Origin of the sequence: Arthrobacter sp. fls2-241-R2A-200, assembly GCF_030209745.1 — a bacterium.
Taxonomy (GTDB): domain Bacteria; phylum Actinomycetota; class Actinomycetes; order Actinomycetales; family Micrococcaceae; genus Arthrobacter.
The window spans coordinates 1-20,636 of sequence record NZ_JARVRJ010000022.1 but is presented as its reverse complement, the minus strand read 5'-3'; the positions used below and the strand labels follow the sequence as shown (position 1 = coordinate 20,636).

The following is a 20,636-nucleotide window of genomic DNA, read 5'->3' as shown; positions in this document are numbered from 1 at the left end:
TTTTCCGATGAGGCAACGTACCCGGCTCCGCGGACCTTTTCCATGAGTCAACGCGCGGTATGGACTCGGGCGATCACAAATTCTTATAATGAGCCAATGGAGATCCGCCAACTCCGGCGATTCCTTGTCCTGGCTGAGGAACTGCACTTTGGCAAAGCCGCCGCCCGGCTGCGCATCGCCCAGCCTGCACTGAGCCAGGAGCTCAAAGCATTGGAAAGAGCCTTGGGCCTGCGCCTCCTGGACCGGACGCACAATCACGTTGCACTTACTGACGCGGGCCGCCGGCTCCGGGAGGAAGCTGTGCACGTCATTCAGGCCCACGACGCCGCAGCGGCAGCCATGGAAGAACTGCGCAGCCCTCCGCGAGGCACACTCAAACTGGGTGTGGCCGTGGGCGTGGCGTACCCGTTGCTGGCGGAGCTGCTCAGCGGGCTGGGCTTAGACGAGGCCGCCCCGGAAGTAGACGTGGAACCTGCCGCCGCGAGGGAGGGGGTTCTGAAGCTTCTTGAGGGCGAGTTTGACGCTGTTTTCATTCATGCCGTGCCCCCACGCGACGAACGGCTCGGTGTGCTGACCCTGGAATCGGAGCCGATGGGCGTTGCTCTTCCATCCAGCAGCCGCCTGGCACAGCTGCCAGCAATCAGCCCCACGGATCTGAATGGGCAGGCGTTGATCTGGTTACAGCGCGACGGCGACCCTGACGTTCGCGAGCGGGTACTGGGTTTGCTGGTGGATGAAGGGATGATTCCGGGCCCGCACCGCTGGTCGCCGAGCATAGCCACCACCATGAGCCTGGTGGCCGCTGGCTTGGGCGTGTCGTTCAAAACGCCGCATCAGGTGGTGCCAGGTGATCCTCCCGGCGTCGTCTGGCGCCCGTTTGTTGGCGTGTCTCTCCTCATGCCGACCGTACTGGTCTGGCTCCGGAACGACGCCTCGCCATTGACGGCCCAGCTGGTCGCTCGCGCCCGGTGGTACCTCGCGAAAAAATCGTAAGGAGCTCAGCCTCGGTCAGCTCAGGGGCCTGGCGCATCATGATCAAACCACCCAGCACTTCTGCATCCAGGGCTGGTCCGGAGGCGCGAAATGGGGCGGTGTGCCCATGCAGACAATCATCGACACTGTCAGGCCGAAACCTGCGGCGAAATGGGTGATCTTTTACTCCTTCGCCTTCGGCCCCGAGGGCGGCGTGTATTGTGAGGCGCAGCCCATCGAGCAAATGAGTTACCGCCTCACGATGCTCGCTTACGACATGAATGGTGAACCCTTGTCGTTCGGCCATGGGGCACCCCTGCGTCTGCGGAACGAGACGGAGCTCGGCTTCAAAATGGTGAAATGGATCAAAGGGATCGAGTTCGTCGAAGACTTCTCAGACATCGGTGACGGCCTCGGCGGCTACAACAACGACCACGAATTCTTCGGGTACCGGCAGCCGATCTGAGCAATCTGTGACGGCCGGCTGCCTACAGCCCTGACCCGGAGATCAGTGCCGGCACTGGTGCACCGAGCGCGCAGCGTTTGGGCTGGCTGTTAAGGGTCCTTGGTCCGGGTCTGGTGACAGGTGCGGCCGACGATGATCCGTCCGGCATCGCCTCGTACTCCCGAGCAGGTGCACAGATCGGATTCTCAACCCTATGGACGATGCTCCTAACGTTTCCGCTGCTGCCGGCCGTTCCGGTCCCGGTCCTGGCTGTTGATTGTGTCAACTTGATCGGGTCCCAGTAGGACGGGGTTAGAATTCACCCGGGCTGAGCGGTACCCATAGTGTTCCGTTCAGGCCAGATCGTAGTGGTTTTTTGCCTCGCCGTGACCACGGCGTCGCTCCTCGCGGAGGGACAACCGGGGTCGGTCCGCGCCGCGCTCGGGCTGACGTAGCTCGGTCCCTGGTCACCGACTAGCCCGTTGAGGCGACGGCGAAGAGTCCTGCCACCCCGGTTAGCTACAGGATCAAGACGATGAGTGAGTCCAGGCCCATGCCAAGAATTTTGTTCGAGGGGCGGAAGATCAGGCCCGGCATGTAGATCAGGGTTAGCAGTATCGCGAGGGCGGTGAGGTAAATGTCGGTCGATTGCGCCAGGGGCAGCACGGGTTTGCCGGAGATGAGGACGGCGGCGAGGAAGAGGACAGGGAGGAACGCGTTGCCACCGAAGATGTCGCTGAAGGCCAGCTTGGAATCGCCGTGTTTCACCGAGGTCAGGCCAGTGGAAATTTCCGGTAAAGAGGTCGCCAACGCAAGGAACGTGGCCCCGAAGAGGACACCGGAGAGCCCGATCTGACCGGCGATGGCTTCGCCGCTGCGTTCAAGGACGACCCCTGCGCCCAGGGTAGCGGCCGCAGCGACAAGGAAGATCAGCACGACCTGCCCGTGCCGGTGGCCTTCCTGAGGGCATCTGGCTCCCGGCGATCACTACCCCGAGGACACCTACGGCCATGATGGCTTCGATGACCAAGGTCAGGGACCCGGCCTGGTGCTGAGCGGTTTTTTGCCTTTGGTCCCAAAGATGTCCAGGACGACGAGGACGACCGTTTGGATGGCGATGCCGCCCAGGATGTTCCCGACCGCTACGCCCACGTTCACGTTCCCTGACGCGGCCGCCGCGGTGACGGTGATGGCAATTTCAGGCAGATTCGTGGCGATGGCCAGCAGTATCAGCCCGAGGCGGATCCGAGATGCAGGCGATCATCAAGAACATCGGTTTATTTCGATAGCTGGATCCCGGCGACCCAGACCACCGCCGCGGCCCCGGCGAAGATCACCACCAGCAACACGAGCGGAAAAGACTCCATTCCGTCCTCCGTTTCCAACCGGACTGTTCCCGGTGCAGCTCCACCGGGTAGGGGGCTTACAGCGAACCGTTCACTCACGAAATCATCAGTCTACTGAGTATATTTCGTGGACGCCGTGAAAGGGCCATCCGTTGTCCCGGAAAGACCAGGGTGCCCGTACCCATCAGCAGTGCCCTACCACCAACGACGCTGCCGTTCAGGGACCGCGACAGTGAGGGAGCGGACAAGAGGTGCGTCCGCTGTTCCAGGCATCGTGTTTCGCCGCTTTCCAGGCGCCGAGGTTCGGAGCATGCGAAAACAGCCATGATGAGGATGCTGCGGTCCTGTAGGCGCCCCGGGGAGAACAACTGGGAGAGGGTCTGCTGACAGGAGGTTAATGGACCCTCATGATGGAACCATTGGGTTCCATGCTGCTGGAAGCCGGTGCGCCTTGGTTGGAGGTGGTTGCCCGGGGGTTGGGGCGTGATGGCGGGCAGAAGGGGAGTTGAGTGAAAGGCAAACCGGGTTGGGTTCGGGGGGGCCGACGGTGTGGACATCGGCCTTCTGACCTGTGGCGCGGGTCCGCCGTTGCTTCTTGTTCATGGCGGGATGGGAAGCGTTGAGCGGTGGGTGCCTATGTGGGAATCCTTGGCGTCGCGTTGGTGTGACGGCGATGGACCGCCGCGGGCGGGGGACCAGCGAGGACAGCGAACCGTATCTGGGCGCCAAGGAATGCGAGGACATTGCCAACGTGGCCGCTGCCCTGAGCCAGGAGCACGGTGTCGTCATCGATGTCTTTGCGCATAGTATCGGCGCAACCTTCACCTTGGGCGCTGCCCACTCGGCTGCTTTCGGCCGTCTTGCCCTGTACGAGCCTCCGGGCCCGTTGACGGTCGCCGGCGGGTGGTTGGACCGCGTCTCGACATTGATCGCTGAGGGCCGGACTGGTAGGGGTGCCTTCAGTTTCCTCACCGACATCGTGCTGGTGTTTCGGCGATTCCTTCAGTGCCGCCTTCGCGGCCGAGGCCGGATTGCTTGACGCCGCCGAAAGGTGCCACTGCATTGGAGATAACGCCGATGTTGTAGCCGACCATGCCACATTCGATCTGCTCGGCCACGCGTAGAAGCCGGTTGAAGTCCCGGCTGTAGAGATAGGAGGTGAGGCTGTATTCGGTGGCATTGGCCAGGCGGATCACGTCTGCTTCGGTAGTAAAGGTGGTCACGGGGGCGACGGGCCCGAAGATTTCCTGGCCCAGGAGCGCTGCGTCGTTGGGCACGTTTCCAAGGACGGTGGACTGGTAGAAGTAGCCCGGCCCGTCCACGGGTGCACCGCCGGTAATAGCGGTGGCTCCGGCGTCGACCGCAGCACTAACGAGGGCGTGGACGTCGTGGCGGGCACCGGCGTCGATGAGGGGTCCGGCCTGGGTTGCCGGGTTCGGTGCCGCGGCCGGTGGTCAGAGCGGCCATGGCGGAGGCGAACTTTTTGGTGAACTCCTCGGTTATGGATTCCTGGACCAGGAAGCGGTTGGCGGCGGTGCAGACTTCGCCCCTGTTCCGCATCTTTGCGGCCTGGCCCCTTCAACGGCTTTGTGCAGGTCGGCGTCCTCGAAAACGATGAACGGGGCGTTGCCAATGGCGCGACACACTCCTGCTCGAACGCCGTTCGCGGATGCTCTGAAAAGCCGGGACCTGCTGGAACTGCCCGAAGCCCAGGCCGCCGACGAGCGCCTGCGCTAGTGCTCCAACGTTCTCGACGAGTGCGCCGGGAAGGTCTTCCTGACTCTGCATACGATGGCGAGCCTCCCCATCCGGCCGCAGTTTTGGCCGGACGCCTGCTGGACACCCTTGCTGGGTGGTGGCGGGCCGACTCCGTCGCCGGGCTCGTCATCGTCTACGATGCGGTCCGCGAAGCCTTGACCATCTTCCGCAACGTTCGCTGACCGTTCGGCCCCGCGAAAGCCTCTGCCTTGATGCAGGCTTATTCGGCTGGTTGCCGGCTGAGTCTGCGGGCCAGACGGTAGGAATCGGTATCGGTTTCGATGATGGTGCTGATGAAGCCCAACCGGTCAACGATCGCGGCGCCGTCCGAGGCGTGTTTATGCTTCAACCTCAACGGATGGGCTTCATAGGCCTGGGATCCTCCCTTGAAACCAACCCTTCAACCCTTGCGGCCAGCAGATCCTTCAACCAGACCTTTGCCAGTTCAATGTCCGTGGTGATGGGGGAGAGGTCCAAGGACCGATCCAGTCCCAGCCAGCACATCAAACGCGGCGGAGGGAGAGCGGAGCTTATGGGCCAGTGCCGGCAGAGCCGCCCTGGACATGACCATCCGCCGTGTCAACGCCTCGAAGCCCGGCCAGTCTCTGTTCCAGATGACCGCCCCACCATCGAGGACCACACCGGGCGGAACCTAAACCCATAAAGCTGTGCAGAGCTCAGGAGACATCCGCGAAAATTCTTGGCCTGCCGCTCCACATGCTCACACCTTGACCGCCTCTATCGGGGCTTGTGTCCTGTGCCCGTCCATTCCGGCCGACATAGACCCCTGGCAGCGCGCCGGACCCCGGAAGGACTTGACGAGTTTCGCCAGGGCCACCACAACAGGTGGTCCAAGCGTTGGCGGGACGGATCTCCCAGGCACCTCTCCTTTACTTGGCCTCATACCGCCCTACGGCCCGACCGCCCTTCGGGCCCGCAACTGTCGACTTGTTGAGACGCAAGATCGTAGTGGCCCGTACCGCGTCCGGGTTATCTCCCAGTAGATCCCGTCCTGGATGCATCCACGTAACGTTGTTACGCCGGTCTCTTCCACGGCCTGCTCAAGCTTCACCCGGAGCCCTCAGGGGTGAGCCGCGGGCTGGACCCATCCGCGGGCCCTGCCGCAGCGAATACTACGGAAAGGGCTCCGGCACATCGTGTGCCGGGCTTCGAGAGGCGTGAAAGGTGCATCATGAAATTCAGGACGCGCTCCCACTTTGCCCGGGGTGCCTGGATCGGTGCTGTGAGCGTGTCCGCGGTGCTGCTGGCGGGATGTGCCGCGGCCCCTGGAACCGCCGCCCAGGCATCCGGCAACCCCTCAATTCCTCCGCCAACCAGTAGTGTTTCGGCCTCCGCAGCGGCGGGATCGCCATCGTCGCCGGCGAAGATGATTTGTGAGGACGAAACCCGGTCCAACATTGTGCGGATCCTCGGGTTGGCATCGACACCCCGGACCACCAACACCTGGAAGGACCGGCTCTATACCTGTACTTATGCGTTGCCGGCGGGGCCTTTCGTGTTGTCGGTCAGGGAGGCGGCTGACCCGGCCGCCGCCCGCGCCTATTTCGATCAACAGCAGGCGGTAGTCCGTGGCACTCGCATCGGGGGGTTGGCGAATTTGGGTTTCCCGGCTTTCCAAACGGCCACCTCGGCGGTGTTTGTCAAGGACAGCTTCGTCCTGACGGTGGACGCCTCATCCCTTCCCGCAGTGGTCGGGCCCCAACAGATCGCCAACGGTGCGTTTGCCTACCAAGTCGCCACTACCGTCCTGGCCTGCTGGTCCGAATAGAAATGTTTTTGGAATCCCACCCATCCGTGATCGGGACCACAACGAATATCAGGTGTCATAGTCATGCGCGTCCCCAACCGGGAGCGTTCATTCCATTCGAAGGATAAAGTCATGAAGAAATCTGCTTTCCTGATCGCCCCGGCCCTTGCCTTGGGTGCGCTTGCACTCTCCACCAGTCCCGCTTTCGCCGCAGACACCACCAACTACCAGGCGAATCTGGCATCGATCAACGGCAGCAACGCCTCCGGAACGGTGATGATTACCGTCAACGGTAACCAGGCCACCGTTACCGAAAAGGTTTCAGGACTGGCTGCCTCCTTCGGCGGCAATCCCTACCCGCACGTGCAGCACATCCACATCGGAGCTAAGGGCACCTGCCCGGACATGTCAGCGGACACCAACAAAGACGGCGTGATCAGCACCACCGAAGGCGGCCCGTCCTACGGCGCGATCGGTGCGACGCTTTCAACCAGCGGCGACACCAGTCCGGCAGCGGGCACCGATTTGAAGGTCGCGGGCATGGGCGCCTCCTACACGTACAACCGAACCTTCGCCTTGGACGCCAAGACCGCTGATTCCCTCAAGGCCGGCACCGCCGTCGTCGTCGTCCACGGCCTCGACCCGGCCACCCTGTCAGCCGCCGCGCAGAAGGAACCCAGCGACCTCGTCCCGTCCCTGCCCCTGGCAGCCACCTCACCCGCCCTGTGCGGGACCCTGACCGCAATGCCCGCCGGAGCCCCCGGCACCGGCATCACCACCCCGGCCCCGACCGGACCTGATATGGGTCTGCTGGCCGCCGGTGGCGGGCTGGTCCTTGCAGCCGGCGGAGCTTACGCCCTTCGCCGCCGCATGGCCTCCTAGGGCCCTGAAAGCGGAAATTCAAGGGACCTGATGGAACCACTGAACAGCAGCCGCCGCGGACGCTTCATCATGTCCGCGGCGGCCGCCCTGCTCCTGGCAGGCGGCATCGCTACCACCGCCCTCGGGCTTCACGCCCAGCCGCCGCCATCACAGGCGACCGCCACGCTCCCCGCCACAGCCCCGACTACGTCTGCGGCGGAGGTACCGGCTCCGACACCGAGCCCTGCAGCGACAGCCAGTTCCGCTCCGGCTGCCGTGCCCGTTGCGCCCGACGCGGCCCTGCCGGCATCCGTACCCCTCCGGGTGGAAGTGCCGTTAATCGGTGTCGACGCGGCCCTGCTGCCGCTGGGCAAACAGGCCAACGGAGAGATCCAAACACCGCCCGGCGAACCCGGCGCGCCCGGTGGCTGGTACCAGGGCTCGCCCACCCCAGGACAGACCGGCTCCGCCATCATCCTCGGCCACGTCAACGCCATCAACACCCCGATCGGACTGTTCTACCGCCTCCACGAACTTACCCAGGGCCAGGACATTACCCTGATCCGCGCTGACCACATAGCCGCAGTCTTCACCGTGGACAAGGTAGACGTCTACCACAAAGCCACTTTTCCCACCGTGGATGTCTATAAGAACGCTGATCGACCCGAAGTCCGCCTGATCACCTGCGGCGGCTACGATCCCGCCACCAGGGAGTACCTGGACAACACCGTGGTCTACGCCCATCTGACCTCCAGCCACCCTGCCTGAGGCCGCAGCCAATCCAGGCGGGCAACGGCCCACCACCATTCACCGAAAGTCGCGCGAAAAGGAAAAACAGATGACGACCACAAAAGCCCGTCAACGCCTCACCCTCACCCTGCTCGCGGTGACCACCATCCTGGCTGCCAGCGCCTGCGGGACCGCGGGTACGGGGACCACCCCTACGGCGGCCTCTCCGGGCACTGCCTCATCGGGCACCGCCTCATCGAGTGCGTCCATGGACCCCGGCATGGGGGGATCCTCCATGGGATCAACCTCCAGCGGGTCCACCGCCATGGCCGATACGACCATCCACATTAAATCCTTCGCCTACAGCGGCCCCGCTGACGTCGCGGCCGGAGCGATGATAACCGTCATGAACATGGACACAGAGGCGCACACCGTGACCGCCGATAACGGCTCCTTCAACGTCGTGGTCAAGCCCGGCACCAGCGCCATGTTCACCGCCCCGGCGAAACCCGGAAGCTACGCATACCACTGCACCTACCACTCCAACATGCACGGAACCCTCACGGTCAAATAGGCCCGCAGATAGGCCCCGGCAAGCAACCTCGTGGTGAGGACCCCATGAAACAGCACCGATCCCGTACTTCCCGCAGCCGCAGAGACTCGCTGGTGCTGGTGCTCCTGCGTGTACTCATAGTAGTTACCTTGGGAATTGATGCCGTCATCCACGCCCGGCTGGCCCCCGGCTACCAGTCCGCTGCCCCTGACGGCATCGGCGAAGGAAACCTCTTCTACATCGAAGCGGCAGCTGCCGCCGCGGCCGCGCTCTACGTCCTTGTCCGGCCTGGCAAGGCCGCGTATCTGGCGGCCTTGGTCTTCGCCGTCGGAGGCCTTGGCGTCCTGCTCCTCTACCGTTACATCGACGTGCCGGCTTTTGGGCCCTTCCCCGCAATGTATGAACCCGTGTGGTTCACCGAAAAAACCCTGACGGCCCTTGCGCAAGCCGTCGCCACGGTCGCAGCAGCTACCGCCCTACACCGCACCCGACTCCCAAAGAAATCGACGGAGCACCCTAGGGAATTTCTTCACCACGGCCACCGGCGCAGGAGAAGCTAGGCGGGCCGAAGAGAACATGTCAGAAGCCCCGCGAAATGTCGTTCTCGTCCATGAGATCCCTCGCTGCGTAGCCCGGGTGATCATCGCGGTTCTCCCAAAGTTGCAGTGACCTCCCGCCAGCCATCTGCGCATTGGCGGACGAACCGTGAGCGTTTCGAGTGATGTCCTTCTCCAACGTCGCTCACGGCCGACTCCGGCACCTTCCGGTGCCGTGCCAAAACAACCGGGCGGGACTGGTGGGGTTCTGCCCTTAGCGGCGGTCCCTGTCGATTCCGTCTGTTTGGATGTTTTTCTTGCGGGCTTCCGCGCTGGCCTGGACGTCCTCGGAGACCTGGTCCTTCTCCAGGCAGACACGCTCGACGGGAACGGTTTCCTCCGCCGTCACGGCCGTGCCTGAGTGTTTATTGGGGCGGTCGTCGTACTGATTCTTTGGGCCCTGCCCGGTCCGTTGCTGGGTTTTCTCCGATACTTGGAAACTGGTCGTCAACACGAGTACCACCATGGTGATTTTCCTAATGGTTTTCATCATCCAGAGCACTGCAAACGGGGATACGGTGGCGATGCATGTGAAGCTGGACTCCACCATGCTTGAGCGGAAGGTCAGTAACGCCAAATTCTACGATTCGGAGAATGAGGGTGTGAAGGAACTTGAGAAGCAGCGTAAGCGCATCGAGGATGAAGATCAGCACGATAATGAGTAGGTGAGTCAGTGCCGGGATGGGTAGCCATCGACTCGGGGGCAGACAGACGGCAGCGTAAGCCTCCAGAGGTCGCAGGCCACGCAGTCCGGACGCGCGGATGAAAAGACCCCACACCTCCCTCAGGGCCGGAGTGGCGCTTTCCGGGCCGCCTGATGGTCGGGGGCAGCCTGGCGCTCCCGATGCGTTCGTCCTCGCTGCTGTACGGGCGCTCCACGTGATGAGCTCGCTGCCCGGGCTGTTTCGCTGCAAGATGCCCCGAAAATCCAGCGGACCCTTCGCTACCAATGGCTCTGGCCTTCCCACGCGTAGCCTCCCTCTCCCGGGGCAGAGGCAACGGAAGCGCATAGTCAGCGTCCTTTCGCGCCGGGCTAATCTGACGGTCCCGGACGGACACCACGTGTGACAGAACCTGACAGAAACAAACCAGCACATGGGTTGACGGGCTCTGAGCAGACCCAGCTCGAAGGCCTGCGTAGCCATGGGCAGCGCTGGGATAGAGAACGCTGAACTCTGGCTGCGGTACTACGGTATTGGAGGCATCGTCGGTGAAGGCGTATCTCCAATTGCTGCTGTCCGCCGCCGTTGGAGAGGGATCTGCTGGCCCACGCGGCAAATGAACTCATCGATGAGCTCCCTGCGCGCCTGCGGGCGCCCTATGCAGCAGATGAAGCGCCAGAGCCGGAAAACGACGAGCCGGTAACAGATACATAAAACGGCGGTCTCCCGGCCATGACCACGAGGCCCCGCGGCCGCCGCGCGGGGCGCAAAAGAGCTCGATGGCCCCGAAACGGAACCGAGAAAACCAGGGGGTCAACTTCACAGAGCGGAGCCAATATCCAGATCGTCGAGAACCTGGCGAAGGATTACCAGGTCGACGGGCTCCGGAACCAGCGCGCCGTAGATGAGGGCTTCGTATTCGAACTCGGCGGCGTTCCCGCCCTGTGCCCAGTACCTGATCCATAGACGCTCAAGGCTGATGCCGTTGTTCACTAGAAGCAAGCGTGCGCTCTGCAGTGGGTCATTCATGGGCGATATTCCCAGTGTTATTAGGGGTTCTCTGCGCGTAATTCGTCAGTGTACTTATTAATAATGTACAAGGCGGGTGTCCGCGGTGCAACGGAGTAAGCAATGTCCAGTGGAACCGGGCCTACCATGGTGCATATGGAAACCCCAGCACACGCCGAACACATCCTGAGCCTGCATGAGTTGGTGACGAGCAGTTCCGATATCACGGGTATTTTGCGTGGTGTGACGGGGTTCGCCTCCACTGCGATGACCCGGGCAGCGGGCGCGCCGATTGACTGCGCGCTGACTCTGCGCAGGCGTAAACGTACCGCCACCATTGCGGGCAGCAGCGAGAAGGCGGTGCTCTTGGACAACATCGAACAAAAACTCGGACAAGGCCCTTGTGTGGATGCTCTGAATGCGGGGCACCCAATGCTGCTGGCGGACGTGGCCACCGATGTTGAATGGCCCGAGTACAGCCGCGTCCTGGCAGAGAACGGGTGCCGCAGCGCATTGGGCGTACCGATGGACCTCGGGGAGAGCTCTGAAGCTGTACTGAACTTTTTTGCCTCCGAGGCGGGGTTGTTCACCCCGGAGGTGATCGATGAAGCTGCTGCGTTCGCGGACGTCGCCGGGAGCACTCTGCGCTTGGCGATCCGGATCGAAACCGTCGAACAGCTCAACAGGGACTTGAAAACGGCCATGGCCACCAGGACCGTCATCGACCTTGCGTGTGGGGTGATCATGGCCCAAAACCGTTGCACCCAGGAGGAGGCTTTCAAAACGTTGAATAAGGCCTCCAGCCACCGGAACGAAAAGGTCCACGTCGTTGCGAGCAGTATCGTCGCGAACCTGAGCGGGACCACCACGACGTCCGCATATTTCGAGGATTAGCCCACTCTATGCACGCGGTGGGGGTGTTCGACCCCCGTCGGCGTCGGATGGGGCAGTGGCTTCGGGTGGCTCCGCATCCCGGGGAATTTTCTGGCCAACGTTTCGAGAACATGGCTGTACGCGCCGTGCGTGAGACGGCCCAGGCCCTGTGGCGCTGGGATGTCCCGACCAAGCTGATGACTCCGGCCTCGGTGAGTCGTGCCAGCGCGCCGTACATGGACTTCTCGGCAACGCCGGCGGTGTGGGCGTCAAATACGGGTCGTTCGAGCAGCCAGGGGATGATGTTTTCGTCGGCAGACCCCTTTCGGGGTTTCGCCATCTCGACCCACTGTGCAGGCAGGGCATCCAAGGCTGATACGGATTCACGTGCGGCATTCGAGGCGTGGAGAGCCGAGTGAGCCAGGTAGGGGACGAAAGGGTCAACATCGCCGGTCCGGTAGTTGTTGACCAGGCTGAAGTACGTGTCGACGTTGGCGACATTGCCGAGGCAATGGGTGTGACGGTGTTCTTGGTGAGTCCGCGGCGACGGGAGATCGCTCCGATCAGAGCACGCCGATGCGTCCATTGCCGTCTGTGAAGGGGTGGATGGACTCAAACTGGGCGTGAGCGATGGCGGCTGAGCCATGATCGGGATGTCCTTGCGGTTGCAGAAGATCATCAGGTCCGCCATCAGGTCCGGTACGAGCTCTGGCGGGGTTAGGGCGTGTATGGCTCCGCGAGGAGTTTAATCGCTGCCACCGATCCAGTTCTGAACGTTCCGCACCTTCCCGGCATGCGGGCCGTCTACCGGATCGTCCTTCATAAGGGTGTGGTGAGCCGCGAGCAGGTCCTTCAGCAGGATATCGCCGGTGTGGCCCGCGGCGTTGATCATCGCCTGCACCGCGTCTGCTGAAGCAGCAACCATGGACCGCGCGTTGTTACTGGCTTTCAGCCCGACCATGGCGCGTGCCTAGTCCTCGCGGTTGGCGTTGACGTGCTCGATCTTGGACGACGATACTGCTTCACTGCGCAGCAGGAAGCCGCTGATAGCGGCCATACGGGAGCCCGCTGTGACATCCAGGGAGGCAACCGCTATGGCCGCCTCTTCAAGGGCAACGATGGTTTCGCGGCTGGGGGAGTACCACAGCTCGGATATGTGGGGCGGCAGGGAGACGACCACTTCGGTGAATTCGCGGTCCTCACGGGGTGGGCGGCCCGAGCATTTCCATTCTCCTAAGTCTGAATTAGAGCGAGCTTATTCCTATTTTGATACCAAAATACGAATAAGCGCGGCGTTGGTCATGGTTTGTCACCATCCACTGGAGAGCGGCGGCCACCGCCGAAACGCTCCGGCGCTTGTCGTCGTCGTCACGGGGATGCTTGTGCTCGTTGTGGTGATGGTGGCCGCGGTCGCAACGACGAGGGTCACGGTCGTGAAGACCTTATTCAACTACCGCTGGCGACGGGGGGCTCCCTTCGATGGGCGGTGTCCGGCTGCCGACTGCTGGACCCTTTCTGGCCCCTGGGCATGCAGGCCGAATACGGAAAGACCGCGCCAATCGAAGGACACACCAGGATTGCGATTCATTGTCGGTCCTTGCGAGTAAGCCCGCGCCTACCTCGACCGGGGCGCCGGAGGGCAGCCCCGAGTCATCGGAGGGAGAGCATTTCGTCCAGCGCGTCCCCGGCGAAGACCAGTGCAGGCGCGCTGCTTCGCACGGCTTGCTAAGCAGGCTTATTATTGCGGTGCCAGTAGGTCCGCAGGCGTAGGTGCTTGCCAGGGAAGGGAACGTGGGATGGGCTCATTGCCGGTGGTGCTCCTGATTGCCATCTTTGCTGCTGCTGGCGGGGTGGTCTGGGTGGCGGGAATCGAGCTCTCGAAGCAGACGAATGTCCTTGATGACCGCTTGCATCTGGGTTCGGCTCTGGGCGGGCTAATCCTTCTGGCGGTCGCAACCAACCTGCCGGAACTGGCGATCACGGTCAGCGCCGCGGCGTCGAATAGCATCGGCGTGGCCGTTGGGAACATCCTCGGCGGTATCGCCATTCAAACCGTGGTGCTGGTCATCCTTGACGTTCTGGGCACGAAAGGCAGCGGGCCGCTCAGCTACCGGGCAGCGTCACTGTCCCTGGTTATTGAGGCAGTGACCGTCATCGCGGTCCTGGGGGCGGTGATCGCGGGCAGCCAGATGCCCGACACCCTCATCGGCCTACGATTGACCCCTGCCGCGGTCCTGATCGCCGTCTTCTGGGTTCTCGGCCTGATCCTGGTCCGGCGGTCCCAGAAATCTCTTCCCTGGCACGAACAAGGCCACGCACCGGGCGGCCAAGAGAAACCTCAAGGGCATTCCAAGACAACCGCAGCCCACCAAGGAAGAAAGTTTAGCACCGGAAAATCCGTGCTGATCTTCAGCGTCGCCGCTCTCGCCACCCTTGGCGCGGGCGTGGTCCTGGAACGCAGCGGAGAGGCAATTGCCGGGCATATCGGACTGTCCGGGGTGCTCTTCGGCGCCACATTCCTGGCCCTTGCGACCTCCCTGCCCGAAATCTCCACCGGCTTGGCATCCGTGAAACAGGGTGACTACAAACTCGCCTTCAGCGACATCTTCGGCGGCAACGCGTTCTTGCCCGTGCTCTTCCTCCTTGCCGTACTGATCTCCGGCAAACCAGTCCTTCCGCAGGCAAAAGCCACCGACATATACCTCACGGCCCTGGCGATCCTACTGACCCTCACTTACCTGCTCGGCATCCTCTTCAGGCCACAAAAGAAAGTTCTGGGCATGGGCATCGACTCACTCGTCGTCCTTGTCCTCTACCTCATCGGCGTGGCCGGGCTTTTCGCCGTGGCCTCCACGACATGATCATTTCTCTGCCGCTGCCATACACTGGCAGCTCCCTGCTCCTGGCTGTGGCATCAGCAACCTACGCCCGTTTGACCGGCAGCAGACATCGACGCCGTCGAAATCCTGGTGGCCCGCGGAAGGCAACGCGGCAGGTGACCGGGGATCGTCTTCACGCGACTCCGAGGAGTCGACTACATCGTGCTGCTGAACGAGTTCTCCGCGATGGCCTCCCCAGCGCTTGGCTTTACTCATCCGCGGCGCGGGTTTGGTCAGCCGGTTCCCATGCCGCGAGTTGGGTGGGCCGCCAGGGAGGAGCAACTTTTTCCGCCCCTTAGGGATTGCCTCCTCATGGTTGACTCCGATGATGTGCGAAACCCTGTTTTGACCGCGCCAAGGTGGGTAAGGTCGGGGCAGGGGCGTTGAGCATGGCATGGGTCGAGGCGAGGCAGGAGATGAACACATGACGCTTAAGGACCGGATCGCTGAACCATGGGGGACTAGGACGCCGTACGGCAGCGGAGGTGACTGGCCGGTTAGGGTGGACACGCACCTTGCCGAGGGGGTGGGTCCGCAGGACGTGGACCGATGGGTTCAATCGGCGTCGCTCCTCCACTCGAACGGTGACGCCATGGATATCGCTGTAAAGGATAACCGGATCGTCGGCGTTCGTGGCCGGGCCTCCGACCGGGTCAACCACGGCCGGCTGGGGCCGAAGGACCTGTACGGCTGGCAAGCGAACGCGTCACCGGACCGGCTCACCAAACCCCTCGTCCGCGTGGGCGGGAAGCTGGTGGAAACAGACTGGGACACCGCGATGCAGCGGATTGTGGACCGGTCCAAGGCCTTGCTGGCCGAACAAGGCCCGAGCGCCATCGGTTTCTACACCACCGGCCAACTCTTTTCCGAGGAGTACTACACTCTGGGAACACTCGCGCACGGCGGGATCGGCACCAACCACGTGGACGGAAACACCCGGCTGTGTACGGCGACCGCCGGTGAGGCCCTGAAGGAATCGTTTGGCTGCGACGGCCAGCCGGGCTCCTACACGGACGTGGATCACGCGGACGTTATCGCGCTCTATGGGCATAACGTCGCGGAAACGCAAACCGTCCTCTGGACGCGGATGCTGGATCGCCTTGCCGGGCCGAACCCGCCCAAGATCATTTGCGTGGACCCGCGGATGACCCCCGTGGCCAGAGCCGCCACCGTGCACCTGGCCCCGAGGCCCGGCACCAATGTGGCCCTCATGAACGCCATCCTGCACGAAATCATCGCCAACGGCTGGGTGGACCGGGAATACATCGACGCCCACACCGTGGGGTTCCCGGACCTCGAAAAAGAGGTCAAGAACTACCCGCCGGCCCTGGCGGCGGAAATCTGCGGCGTCCCGGCGGAGCAGATCCAGGAGGCAGCCAGCATCATTGGCCACGCCGAGCGGCTGCTGTCCACGGTGCTGCAGGGTTTCTACCAGTCCAATCAGGCCACCGCTGCTGCGGTCCAAGTGAACAACGTTAACATCATCCGCGGCATGCTGGGCAAGCCCGGCTGTGGCATCCTGCAAATGAACGGCCAGCCCACGGCGGAGAACACCCGCGAATGCGGCGCCGACGGCGACCTGGCCGCCTTCCGTAACTGGTCAAACGACGCGCACGTCAAGGATCTCGCCCGGGTCTGGAACGTCGACCCCTTCTCCATCCCGCACTACTCCCCGCCGACACACGTCATGCAGATGATGCGGTATGCCGAAGACGGCTCCATCCGGATGCTGTGGGTCAGCGGCACTAACCCGGCCGTCTCGCTGCCCGAGCTGGCGCGAATCCGCAGCATCCTTGCCCAGGAGCGGCTGTTTCTGGTGGTGCAGGACATCTTCCTTTCCGAGACAGCCCAGCTGGCCGACGTCGTCCTTCCTGCAGCCACGTGGGGTGAAAAGACGGGCACTTTCACCAACGTCGACCGCACCGTTCACCTCTCGGAGAAAGCCGTGGATCCGCCCGGCGAGGCCAAAGCGGACCTTGAGATCTTCATTGACTACGCCCACCGCATGGGCTTGCAGGACAAGGACGGGCAGCCGCTGATCAAATGGCACGATCCCGAGTCCGCCTTCGAGGCCTGGAAGGAATGCACCCGGGGCCGTCCCTGCGACTACACCGGCATCAGCTACGACAAGCTGCGCGGTGGCTCCGGCATCCAGTGGCCGTGCAACGAGGAGAACCCGGAGGGCACGGAACGTATTTACGTTGATGGCAGGTTCTGGGCGCACCCGGAGTACTGCGAAACCTACGGCCGGGACCTGATCACAGGGGCGCCCATGGACGCGTCGGAGTACAAGGCCCTCAACCCGGCGGGCAAGGCCATCATCAAAGCCGCCGAATATATGCCGGCCCATGAACTGCCGGGCCAGGAATTTCCGCTCCAGCTCATCACCGGTCGTACGCTCTACCAGTTCCACACTCGCACCAAGACGGGCCGGGTGCCGGAGTTGCAGGCGGCCGCGCCGGACGTCTGGATTGAATTGTCAGCCGATGACGCCGCCGCCTACGGGATTGCCGAAGGCGACCTTGCGGAGGTGGAGACACCCCGTGGCTCCGTCCAGGCCCGCGTCCGCGTCAGCGGCATCCGGAACGGGGTGTTGTTCCTTCCCTTCCACTACGGATACTGGGATACCGAGGGCGGGTGCCAGCCTGACGGGGCGGGAAGGGCAGCGAACGAGCTGACCATCACCGATTGGGACGCGGCGTCCAAGCAGCCCATCTTCAAGACGGCAGCCGCCCGCATCACCCGGGTTTCCGCCGGGGACCGGCCGTCCCCGGCGCCGACCACCACAGCGTCAGCTCCGGTCGGCGACTTTCCTGAAGGAGCCAGGACCAAGGGAATGGCCTCCGCGCTGGCCGATGAAGTCATAGACACGGCAGGAGGGGCACGATGAAATTCGGGCTCGTACTCGGGGAAATGCACCGATCTGAGAACGACCTGGCACACCACCTGCTGCTCGTTTCCGAGCGGCACAAGGTGGACCACGAAATCTACCACTTGGCCCGGGACTTGGCCCGCTGGTCACAGCAGCACGTGCGGGACATCGCCGACATCGCCACGGATTACGGCCAGGACCTGAACCCGGAGCCGCACGGCGAAGCGTCACTGATGGAGACGCTTCGGGAGAAGGGGAGCGAGCTCCTGGGCCGGCGTCCCGAGACCGGGATGCTGCTGCTGCACGACCTGCGTGAGCTGTATGTGAAGTCCTGCGGGGTATCGGCCGACTGGGAGCTTTTGGCCCAGGCTGCCCAGGGGATGAAGGACCGAAACCTTCTGGCCCTGGCAGAGAAGTGCCATCCACAGACAATCCGACAGATGAAGTGGGCCAACGGCAAGCTGAAGGAATCAGCCACCCAGGTGCTCACTAGCTGACAGAGAGCTCTCCCACCAGTCGGGTTCCGACACCTACCCTTGGCCAACGAGAGGGGAAGATTTCCCATACCACCGGGGGCGGCTGATCAGGCTTCGGACTTTGGTGTCCGGAGCGCCGAAACCAGGGAGTGGGTATCACCGGGTCCTAATCTGCAAAATCTGCAATTGGATCAGTTCAGCTGTCATAGCGTCCATATGCGGCTCGGGGCGTGACCTCGGGGGAGCGGGGCGGGGAAGCCCCAAATCAACTCCGGAGGGCTGCAGCGTCGGAGTTGGGGTTCTTGCGTAGGCACTCTCGGAGGCCGGGAATGGCGTAGTCGACTTTTCCGTGGCCGGTTGATTCGATGAGTCCAGCGTCCCGGAGGCGGATCCTGTATTTCGCAATGAGGGTTGGCCGGGATCCAGGCAGCGCCCTGGCTATACGTAAGCGATCGGCTTACGGCAGTGGCTCTTCACGAACGTATGTGCCCGTATTCGAGAGCCGGACGTGCTGAGATGCGTTCAGCGCGTCAATGAAGAAGACCAGCCGGGATTCCGGCGAGCTACCCTACTGAGGTGAACGTTGCACGCGTGGGAATATGGGTATTGAACCAGCAGAAACACTGCGGCATAGTTGTTTTGACGTTTCGCTGAAGCAGTCCGGCACCGAATAATTTCCGCCGCCCCGGAGGTTTCTGATGCACCCGCATAACATCAACCGCTTCATCCAGGAATGCCTTCTCATCGAGGACGACACCGACGAAGGTCTGGACTTCGCCACTCTGTACGGGCTCTACTCCGTGTGGTGCAACCTTCACCACCTCCGGCAAGTCCCTAGGGACTCCTTCCAGGAGTTGCTGGGCTACGAGGGCATTCGGGCCGCCTTTCCCGCCCGGCGGGGCATCTTTTTCCCTGGGCTGTGGATGGTAGGGCCTGCCTCCCGCGCCTACGCACTCAATACCTCGTTCAGCTCTCCGGAAGCCCAGCACCAAGCCGTCTGGGCTGCATAAGCCATCCGTGCCAAATCCCCCTTAATCTCGGCAGTTCCTTGCAAACAACGCAACCCGCTCAGGAGTCGCTTCCACCCCTGAGCGCCTGCTCCTATGATGGGGATGTGCCTGAACAGGAAGAGGACGAGCAACGTCTTCGCCAGCTCATCGCCCGCAGCGAGAACGTCAGAAGCTTCCTTGACGGAATGACACGCTACGCGGCTACATTGATGAGCCGGGCCACAGGCGCGCCAGTACAGTGTGCCCTGATACTGTGGCGGCCCGGGGGTCCTGCAAGTATTGTCGGAAGCAGCAACGACGCACTCTGGCAGGGAGGGCTGGCATACGTGTGGGGTAACGGGCCCGCCCTGGAAGCCACGGAAACGTCCCGAGCCATCGTTATTGCCGACACGAGCCTGGACCAGCGTTGGCCGGACTACACCAAAAGCCTTGCCTCCGCCCACATTCGGAACGTCTTGGTCGTTCCCTTGGGCGTGGGGAAAGACGTATCCGCAACTCTGCACTTCTTCGCCGACAGGACAGGGGTCTTCACGGGGCACGCTATCAGGGACGCAACCGGGTTCGCCGAGAGCGCGGGCCCAGCACTACGACTCACCCTTCGCATGCCCACCTCCGGCGGGAATGACGAGGACCTGTACGCAGCCCCGGCCCGCCGGGCACCTATCGAACTCGCCAGCCGGATGATTATGTCCCGGAACAACTGCACTCGCGCCGAGGCGGGGTCCTATTTGCTCGCGAGGTCCCTGAGCAGCCACCAAAAAATCCAAACCGTCGCTGAAAGCATCATCAGCGCGGGCTCCCAGGAAGATAAGGGTTCTACCGACATTGGAGACCGGCATCCACACTGACACTGGCTCGACTGCCGACATCAGTTCCCTTCCGTCTACCGTTGTCATCCGCCGCTGACCTCCCGCGCACGGTCACAGGCACTGGATGCGTCCACCAATGCGTTCGTGACCGCAGCAATGATCAGCGTGCCGGTGTCTTGGAGCCGGAGTGGTGGTCCGGCTGGGGTCCCCGCCGCGATGTCTTGGGCGTGCACCCGACTCAGTCCGGCGGAGCCATCGCGCCGGACGCCATCCTGCGGCTGGTGCCGTATAGGATGTTGTAGCTGTGACGGGGCACGCGGACAACAAGCCGGTTCGCCGCGTTCTGTATGCCCCCGTCCCTGCGGGCATGCATCAGGTTGCTCAGGGAACCTCATCGGCCGCGTTGATTCCCTCAGAGCCCTGCTGTCTTGCTGCATCTGACGTACGGGACCTGATGGTCCATCCACCCCTCCCGGACCAGCACCACCATCACGACCTTAACAAGTTCAAGCACCAGCTCCGGGCCACCACTTCGTGCCGGTCAGGTCTCGACGGCTCCCTGGCAAGCGACAGCCGCCACCGGACCCCCGGGCAAACCAACGCGATGAAACGGTCCCGGTCATCCTGACCGAGAACCCCTGAACCCGCGACAACGCGCCCGGGACATGTTGCAGTAGCCGAAAGTTTCCGGGGCGGCGAAAGACGACAGGGTCATTCGTCCTCCAAAAGAATCTGGTTGGTGCAACGACCGCTAGAACCAATCTGATGCAGGTCCGGGCCTCGCCTAGCCGATGAATTTCAGCCGACGGGCGGCTACCGGAATCTTGCCATTAGCGTTAGGCAGACCGAAAGCGGCCGCAGGAATTAGCCCCCCAATTTATCCCCTAGTCCGTGCGAAGGAACAAACCCCGCAACATCAGCTCTGAACGTGATCCTAATGTGCGTAATGGCGTTAGTCCAGACACCGCGTTGACTCATGGAAAAGGTCCGCGGAGCCGGGTACGTTGCCTCATCGGAAA

General features: G+C 62.8%; 27 protein-coding genes and 2 pseudogenes. 17 read left to right on the top strand and 12 right to left on the bottom strand.

All coding sequences use genetic code 11. The features are described from left to right. Nucleotides 1–96: 96 nt before the first annotated feature. The 3 genes and pseudogenes from QRN42_RS17710 to QRN42_RS18105 all read left to right on the top strand — a co-directional run bounded on the left by QRN42_RS17710 (nucleotide 97) and on the right by QRN42_RS18105 (nucleotide 1,722). A complete protein-coding gene (locus QRN42_RS17710) occupies nucleotides 97–993 on the top strand; it encodes a LysR family transcriptional regulator (protein WP_284980425.1) in 897 nt (298 codons plus the stop codon). 16 nt (nucleotides 994–1,009) lie between these two features. Further along, nucleotides 1,010–1,438, top strand: a pseudogene (locus QRN42_RS17705) (molybdopterin-dependent oxidoreductase); the annotation flags it as partial. A gap of 113 nt (nucleotides 1,439–1,551) precedes the next feature. Beyond that, nucleotides 1,552–1,722 carry a divalent metal cation transporter gene (locus QRN42_RS18105; RefSeq protein ID WP_502869525.1) on the top strand — a complete coding sequence of 57 codons (171 nt, stop codon included), beginning with the start codon at nucleotides 1,552–1,554 and terminating at the stop codon, nucleotides 1,720–1,722. A gap of 214 nt (nucleotides 1,723–1,936) precedes the next feature. On the opposite strand, the gene QRN42_RS17700 is transcribed toward QRN42_RS18105, so the two are convergent. From QRN42_RS17700 to QRN42_RS17680, 5 genes and pseudogenes are all read right to left on the bottom strand, one after another. Next, nucleotides 1,937–2,353 (bottom strand): calcium:cation antiporter family protein, encoded by a 417-nt coding sequence (locus QRN42_RS17700; protein ID WP_284980424.1) that lies wholly within the window; start codon nucleotides 2,351–2,353, stop codon nucleotides 1,937–1,939. A gap of 96 nt (nucleotides 2,354–2,449) precedes the next feature. After that, nucleotides 2,450–2,608 carry a hypothetical protein gene (locus QRN42_RS17695; RefSeq protein WP_284980426.1) on the bottom strand — a complete coding sequence of 53 codons (159 nt, stop codon included), beginning with the start codon at nucleotides 2,606–2,608 and terminating at the stop codon, nucleotides 2,450–2,452. Between the two features lie 86 nt (nucleotides 2,609–2,694). Next, nucleotides 2,695–2,862 carry a hypothetical protein gene (locus tag QRN42_RS17690; protein WP_284980423.1) on the bottom strand — a complete coding sequence of 56 codons (168 nt, stop codon included), beginning with the start codon at nucleotides 2,860–2,862 and terminating at the stop codon, nucleotides 2,695–2,697. A gap of 535 nt (nucleotides 2,863–3,397) precedes the next feature. After that, nucleotides 3,398–3,568, bottom strand: coding sequence for a hypothetical protein (locus tag QRN42_RS18100; protein WP_284980422.1), 171 nt, complete (start codon nucleotides 3,566–3,568; stop codon nucleotides 3,398–3,400). Nucleotides 3,569–3,731: 163 nt separating this feature from the next. Continuing rightward, nucleotides 3,732–4,397: pseudogene (locus QRN42_RS17680) on the bottom strand (aldehyde dehydrogenase family protein); the annotation flags it as partial. A gap of 102 nt (nucleotides 4,398–4,499) precedes the next feature. On the opposite strand from QRN42_RS17680, the gene QRN42_RS17675 reads away from it, so the two are divergent. Next, nucleotides 4,500–4,703 (top strand): hypothetical protein, encoded by a 204-nt coding sequence (locus QRN42_RS17675; RefSeq protein WP_284980421.1) that lies wholly within the window; start codon nucleotides 4,500–4,502, stop codon nucleotides 4,701–4,703. A 38-nt stretch (nucleotides 4,704–4,741) separates the two neighbouring features. Here the strand turns inward: QRN42_RS17675 and QRN42_RS17670 are convergent, their stop codons facing one another. After that, nucleotides 4,742–4,876, bottom strand: coding sequence for a hypothetical protein (locus tag QRN42_RS17670; RefSeq protein WP_284980420.1), 135 nt, complete (start codon nucleotides 4,874–4,876; stop codon nucleotides 4,742–4,744). Between the two features lie 837 nt (nucleotides 4,877–5,713). On the opposite strand from QRN42_RS17670, the gene QRN42_RS17665 reads away from it, so the two are divergent. From QRN42_RS17665 to QRN42_RS17645, 5 genes are all read left to right on the top strand, one after another. Further along, complete coding sequence (locus tag QRN42_RS17665; protein ID WP_284980419.1) at nucleotides 5,714–6,310, top strand: hypothetical protein; 597 nt, start codon at nucleotides 5,714–5,716, stop codon at nucleotides 6,308–6,310. Between the two features lie 111 nt (nucleotides 6,311–6,421). Continuing rightward, nucleotides 6,422–7,171: a hypothetical protein gene (locus QRN42_RS17660; RefSeq protein ID WP_284980418.1), complete on the top strand. Its 750-nt coding sequence runs from the start codon at nucleotides 6,422–6,424 to the stop codon at nucleotides 7,169–7,171. A 30-nt stretch (nucleotides 7,172–7,201) separates the two neighbouring features. Further along, nucleotides 7,202–7,918 (top strand): class F sortase, encoded by a 717-nt coding sequence (locus QRN42_RS17655; RefSeq protein ID WP_284980417.1) that lies wholly within the window; start codon nucleotides 7,202–7,204, stop codon nucleotides 7,916–7,918. A 70-nt stretch (nucleotides 7,919–7,988) separates the two neighbouring features. Beyond that, a complete protein-coding gene (locus tag QRN42_RS17650; protein ID WP_284980416.1) occupies nucleotides 7,989–8,453 on the top strand; it encodes a cupredoxin domain-containing protein in 465 nt (154 codons plus the stop codon). Between the two features lie 44 nt (nucleotides 8,454–8,497). Further along, nucleotides 8,498–8,992, top strand: coding sequence for a hypothetical protein (locus tag QRN42_RS17645; RefSeq protein ID WP_284980415.1), 495 nt, complete (start codon nucleotides 8,498–8,500; stop codon nucleotides 8,990–8,992). 250 nt (nucleotides 8,993–9,242) lie between these two features. Here QRN42_RS17645 and QRN42_RS17640 read toward each other — a convergent pair whose 3' ends face one another. Beyond that, nucleotides 9,243–9,494, bottom strand: coding sequence for a hypothetical protein (locus QRN42_RS17640; RefSeq protein WP_284980414.1), 252 nt, complete (start codon nucleotides 9,492–9,494; stop codon nucleotides 9,243–9,245). Between QRN42_RS17640 and QRN42_RS17635 the strand changes: the two genes are divergently transcribed. Then, a complete protein-coding gene (locus tag QRN42_RS17635) occupies nucleotides 9,493–9,693 on the top strand; it encodes a low affinity iron permease family protein (RefSeq protein WP_284980413.1) in 201 nt (66 codons plus the stop codon). The genes QRN42_RS17640 and QRN42_RS17635 overlap by 2 nt on opposite strands. Nucleotides 9,694–10,509: 816 nt before the next feature. On the opposite strand, the gene QRN42_RS17630 is transcribed toward QRN42_RS17635, so the two are convergent. Continuing rightward, the gene (locus QRN42_RS17630; RefSeq protein ID WP_284980412.1) at nucleotides 10,510–10,719 is read right to left on the bottom strand and encodes a hypothetical protein; all 210 of its coding nucleotides are present in this window, start codon (nucleotides 10,717–10,719) and stop codon (nucleotides 10,510–10,512) included. 135 nt (nucleotides 10,720–10,854) lie between these two features. Between QRN42_RS17630 and QRN42_RS17625 the strand changes: the two genes are divergently transcribed. Together QRN42_RS17625 and QRN42_RS17620 are read left to right on the top strand one after the other, a co-directional pair. Next, on the top strand, nucleotides 10,855–11,592 hold the full coding sequence (locus QRN42_RS17625) for a GAF and ANTAR domain-containing protein (RefSeq protein ID WP_284980411.1): 738 nt from the start codon (nucleotides 10,855–10,857) through the stop codon (nucleotides 11,590–11,592). Nucleotides 11,593–11,986: 394 nt separating this feature from the next. After that, entirely contained in the window at nucleotides 11,987–12,169 is a 183-nt protein-coding gene (locus tag QRN42_RS17620; protein ID WP_284980410.1) for a hypothetical protein, read from the top strand. Here QRN42_RS17620 and QRN42_RS18050 read toward each other — a convergent pair. The 3 genes from QRN42_RS18050 to QRN42_RS17610 all read right to left on the bottom strand — a co-directional run bounded on the left by QRN42_RS18050 (nucleotide 12,135) and on the right by QRN42_RS17610 (nucleotide 12,751). Continuing rightward, the gene (locus QRN42_RS18050; protein ID WP_350224896.1) at nucleotides 12,135–12,242 is read right to left on the bottom strand and encodes a Fic family protein; all 108 of its coding nucleotides are present in this window, start codon (nucleotides 12,240–12,242) and stop codon (nucleotides 12,135–12,137) included. The two genes, QRN42_RS17620 and QRN42_RS18050, sit on opposite strands and share 35 nt — an antisense overlap. A 74-nt stretch (nucleotides 12,243–12,316) precedes the next feature. Further along, on the bottom strand, nucleotides 12,317–12,532 hold the full coding sequence (locus QRN42_RS17615) for a hypothetical protein (protein WP_284980409.1): 216 nt from the start codon (nucleotides 12,530–12,532) through the stop codon (nucleotides 12,317–12,319). Nucleotides 12,533–12,541: 9 nt separating this feature from the next. Next, complete coding sequence (locus QRN42_RS17610) at nucleotides 12,542–12,751, bottom strand: hypothetical protein (protein ID WP_284980408.1); 210 nt, start codon at nucleotides 12,749–12,751, stop codon at nucleotides 12,542–12,544. A gap of 616 nt (nucleotides 12,752–13,367) precedes the next feature. On the opposite strand from QRN42_RS17610, the gene QRN42_RS17605 reads away from it, so the two are divergent. The 3 genes from QRN42_RS17605 to QRN42_RS17595 all read left to right on the top strand — a co-directional run bounded on the left by QRN42_RS17605 (nucleotide 13,368) and on the right by QRN42_RS17595 (nucleotide 17,819). Then, nucleotides 13,368–14,432: a sodium:calcium antiporter gene (locus QRN42_RS17605; RefSeq protein ID WP_284980407.1), complete on the top strand. Its 1,065-nt coding sequence runs from the start codon at nucleotides 13,368–13,370 to the stop codon at nucleotides 14,430–14,432. 442 nt (nucleotides 14,433–14,874) lie between these two features. Next, nucleotides 14,875–17,340 carry a molybdopterin oxidoreductase family protein gene (locus QRN42_RS17600; protein WP_284980406.1) on the top strand — a complete coding sequence of 822 codons (2,466 nt, stop codon included), beginning with the start codon at nucleotides 14,875–14,877 and terminating at the stop codon, nucleotides 17,338–17,340. Beyond that, the gene (locus QRN42_RS17595; RefSeq protein WP_284980405.1) at nucleotides 17,337–17,819 is read left to right on the top strand and encodes a hypothetical protein; all 483 of its coding nucleotides are present in this window, start codon (nucleotides 17,337–17,339) and stop codon (nucleotides 17,817–17,819) included. The genes QRN42_RS17600 and QRN42_RS17595 overlap by 4 nt, the downstream gene beginning before the upstream one ends. A gap of 244 nt (nucleotides 17,820–18,063) precedes the next feature. Here the strand turns inward: QRN42_RS17595 and QRN42_RS18095 are convergent, their stop codons facing one another. After that, nucleotides 18,064–18,240 carry a hypothetical protein gene (locus tag QRN42_RS18095; protein WP_502869526.1) on the bottom strand — a complete coding sequence of 59 codons (177 nt, stop codon included), beginning with the start codon at nucleotides 18,238–18,240 and terminating at the stop codon, nucleotides 18,064–18,066. Between the two features lie 256 nt (nucleotides 18,241–18,496). Here QRN42_RS18095 and QRN42_RS17590 point away from each other — a divergent pair, with 256 nt between their 5' ends. Both QRN42_RS17590 and QRN42_RS17585 read left to right on the top strand, forming a co-directional pair. Then, a complete protein-coding gene (locus tag QRN42_RS17590) occupies nucleotides 18,497–18,808 on the top strand; it encodes a hypothetical protein (RefSeq protein WP_284980404.1) in 312 nt (103 codons plus the stop codon). A 104-nt stretch (nucleotides 18,809–18,912) separates the two neighbouring features. Then, a complete protein-coding gene (locus QRN42_RS17585; protein ID WP_284980403.1) occupies nucleotides 18,913–19,656 on the top strand; it encodes a GAF and ANTAR domain-containing protein in 744 nt (247 codons plus the stop codon). The last annotated feature ends 980 nt before the right edge of the window (nucleotides 19,657–20,636 follow it).

What these genes read in the sequence shown, in the direction of transcription:
- QRN42_RS17710 (WP_284980425.1), top strand. Translation starts at nt 97, where the DNA reads ATGGAGATCCGCCAACTCCGGCGATTCCTTGTCCTGGCTGAGGAACTG.
- QRN42_RS18100 (WP_284980422.1), bottom strand. Translation starts at nt 3,568, where the DNA reads ATGCGCAAAGACATCGATGACGACACCGTGCTCCTGGCTCAGGGCAGC.
- QRN42_RS17665 (WP_284980419.1), top strand. Translation starts at nt 5,714, where the DNA reads ATGAAATTCAGGACGCGCTCCCACTTTGCCCGGGGTGCCTGGATCGGT.
- QRN42_RS17660 (WP_284980418.1), top strand. Translation starts at nt 6,422, where the DNA reads ATGAAGAAATCTGCTTTCCTGATCGCCCCGGCCCTTGCCTTGGGTGCG.
- QRN42_RS17655 (WP_284980417.1), top strand. Translation starts at nt 7,202, where the DNA reads ATGGAACCACTGAACAGCAGCCGCCGCGGACGCTTCATCATGTCCGCG.
- QRN42_RS17650 (WP_284980416.1), top strand. Translation starts at nt 7,989, where the DNA reads ATGACGACCACAAAAGCCCGTCAACGCCTCACCCTCACCCTGCTCGCG.
- QRN42_RS17645 (WP_284980415.1), top strand. Translation starts at nt 8,498, where the DNA reads ATGAAACAGCACCGATCCCGTACTTCCCGCAGCCGCAGAGACTCGCTG.
- QRN42_RS17635 (WP_284980413.1), top strand. Translation starts at nt 9,493, where the DNA reads ATGGTGATTTTCCTAATGGTTTTCATCATCCAGAGCACTGCAAACGGG.
- QRN42_RS17640 (WP_284980414.1), bottom strand. Translation starts at nt 9,494, where the DNA reads ATGGTGGTACTCGTGTTGACGACCAGTTTCCAAGTATCGGAGAAAACC.
- QRN42_RS17630 (WP_284980412.1), bottom strand. Translation starts at nt 10,719, where the DNA reads ATGAATGACCCACTGCAGAGCGCACGCTTGCTTCTAGTGAACAACGGC.
- QRN42_RS17625 (WP_284980411.1), top strand. Translation starts at nt 10,855, where the DNA reads ATGGAAACCCCAGCACACGCCGAACACATCCTGAGCCTGCATGAGTTG.
- QRN42_RS17615 (WP_284980409.1), bottom strand. Translation starts at nt 12,532, where the DNA reads ATGGTCGGGCTGAAAGCCAGTAACAACGCGCGGTCCATGGTTGCTGCT.
- QRN42_RS17605 (WP_284980407.1), top strand. Translation starts at nt 13,368, where the DNA reads ATGGGCTCATTGCCGGTGGTGCTCCTGATTGCCATCTTTGCTGCTGCT.
- QRN42_RS17600 (WP_284980406.1), top strand. Translation starts at nt 14,875, where the DNA reads ATGACGCTTAAGGACCGGATCGCTGAACCATGGGGGACTAGGACGCCG.
- QRN42_RS17595 (WP_284980405.1), top strand. Translation starts at nt 17,337, where the DNA reads ATGAAATTCGGGCTCGTACTCGGGGAAATGCACCGATCTGAGAACGAC.
- QRN42_RS17590 (WP_284980404.1), top strand. Translation starts at nt 18,497, where the DNA reads ATGCACCCGCATAACATCAACCGCTTCATCCAGGAATGCCTTCTCATC.